Here is a 2,066-nt window from a genome sequence, read left to right as displayed (position 1 = left end):
GTCTTGCGCGCTTCGCCGTAGCGGATGATGTCGGCCAGCGGCGGCACCGAAGCCAGAAGTTCCAGGCATTCGCTGCTGTGTGCCGCTTTTTCCTCCAGCGCGACGAGGCCAGCAGCGGAAGCTTCACTGAGAGCCGCCGTGATGGCGCCCTGGACCAGCGCGGCCAGGGTGTCGAGTGTCGCGGCGGCGGCGATCATCTGAACCAGGCGGCCGTTGGCGGCCTTCTCGATGGTCGGGCCGTAGACCAGGTTCTCGACCAGTTGAACGGCATACTCCGGCTGCCAGGCCAGCATCCAGCGCTCGCGAAAGGTGCCGCGGCTGCGCCCGGTGTCGGTCAGCTTGCCCCAGTTCACGCCAAGCACGTTCAGCCGGTGCAGCAGCGTCGACCGAAACAGCCCGCTCTCGCTGCGCAGGTCGATGGAGAGCTCCCGTTCCAAGGCCTCGGGCTTCAGCCGCGCCGTCTTCTGGTTGCGCTGCAGGTCATCGATCAGCGGCGCCAGCGGCGTGTCCGGCGGTATCTCGCCGACATCGGCGCCTAGCAGCAATTCGGCCTCGACCATCTTCCACAGCAGGGCCTCGCCGTTGAACAGCCCTGCGATCGAAGCGTCGCGCAGTTCCTCGAAACCCGGCTTCGGCCGTTCGCGGATGGCCGCAAGCGCGCGCGCCAGACGTTCCGCCTCGATCAGCGACGCGGTCGAGATCATGTGGCCTTTCGCCCTGAGGACCGAAGCGATCCGCGCCAGCCACAGGATGGAAGAGTCGCCCTGCGCACGCGTCTGCCACAGATGCTTGCACCAGCCGGGCGCAACGACGCCGGCGCCGTAGCCATAGCCGAGCGCCAGGCGCGGCCCCGTCCACGGCGCGAAGGTCATCATGGTCTTGCGGCGGGCCATTCCCTTGAGCAGGGCCTGGTCGCTCTTTTGCGTATGCGCCGCCTGCAAGGCCGGCACGTGCCAGGCGCCGCAGACGACCGCTAGCGGCCCATCGAACTCCTTGCGCGCGGCTGCGATTTCCAGCCGCATGTGCGCCTCGCGCATCGCCTCGAATTTGCCGATCACACCCTCGCCGTCGCGCAGCGTCGTCATCGCGTCGGCAATGGCCGCGAAGATCGGCCCCGGCGCGGGATTCTGCTCGATGATATCGGACCACCAGCTTTCGCCATCCTCGTAGCCGGCGGCGCGCGCCAGGGTGCCGATCGGATCCTGGATGCGCGTCGCTTCCTCGCCTTGCTCTTCGACAGGTTCCGCTTCGGCGGTATCGGTGTCGGTCGGACTTTCGGGCGCCTTCTCGGCCAGCCGCGCCGCGGACGGCAGATCGATGAAGCGCAGCGCCGCCTTGTTGGCGACCGCCCACAACGCCGCCTGATATTCCGGCGAGAATTCGGCGAACGGCCAGAAGCTGGTCGCGGCCGGATCGTCCTCGGGATAGCAGAGCAGCGCCACCGGCGGCTTCATGTCGGGGCTGGCGAGCAGCGGCAACAGCGGCGACGCATCGACCGGCCCTTCGATCAACACGGCGACAGGCTGCAATTCCTGCAATGCCTTGACCAGGCTCTCGGCGGAGCCCGGTCCGTGGTGGCGGATGCCGAAATAACTGATGCCGCCCTCAGTCATGGCTCAGATGGCCGCGTTGAGCGCCGCGTAGTAGCCGGCATAGTCCGACCGCTTCTTCAGCACCGTCTCCAGATACTCCTCCAGCACGACCTTGTCCTGAACCGGATCCTTGACGATCGCGCCGACAAGGCTCGGCGCCAAACCTTCGGCGTGAAACTTGCCGTCGTCGAACCATGCCGCCTGGCTGAGGCCACTGATCACGGTTGCGATCGCCTCGGCGGTGGAGAGCGAGCCAGATGGCGTCTTCAGCGTCACCTTGCCGTCGGCCGTCGCGCCGGAGCGCAACTCGCGGAAAATGGTGAGCACGCGGGCGATCTCCTCGCCGACATTCTTCGGCACTGGCAGGTCCAATCCGCCGGCCATCTCGCCGACGCGCCTGGAAACGATCGAAACCTCTTCCGCCATGTCCCCGGGCAGAGGCAGCACCACGACGTTGAAGCGGCGCTTCAGAGC

Annotated in this window: 1 protein-coding gene and 1 pseudogene; both read right to left on the bottom strand. The window is 67.1% G+C overall.

Annotated features, from left to right (window positions below; translation table 11 throughout):
- Nucleotides 1–1,613: DUF5682 family protein (locus tag EN742_RS32930; RefSeq protein ID WP_128333772.1), on the bottom strand; the 1,613-nt coding region annotated here is incomplete at its 3' end.
- 3 nt (nt 1,614–1,616) lie between these two features.
- Nucleotides 1,617–2,066: pseudogene (locus tag EN742_RS32925) on the bottom strand (ATPase); the annotation flags it as partial.

This window comes from Mesorhizobium sp. M4A.F.Ca.ET.020.02.1.1 (assembly GCF_004022645.1).
In the GTDB taxonomy this organism is placed as follows: Bacteria; Pseudomonadota; Alphaproteobacteria; order Rhizobiales; family Rhizobiaceae; genus Mesorhizobium.
The sequence above is the reverse complement of the archived record's forward strand: the minus strand, read 5'-3'. Positions and strand labels throughout refer to the sequence as shown.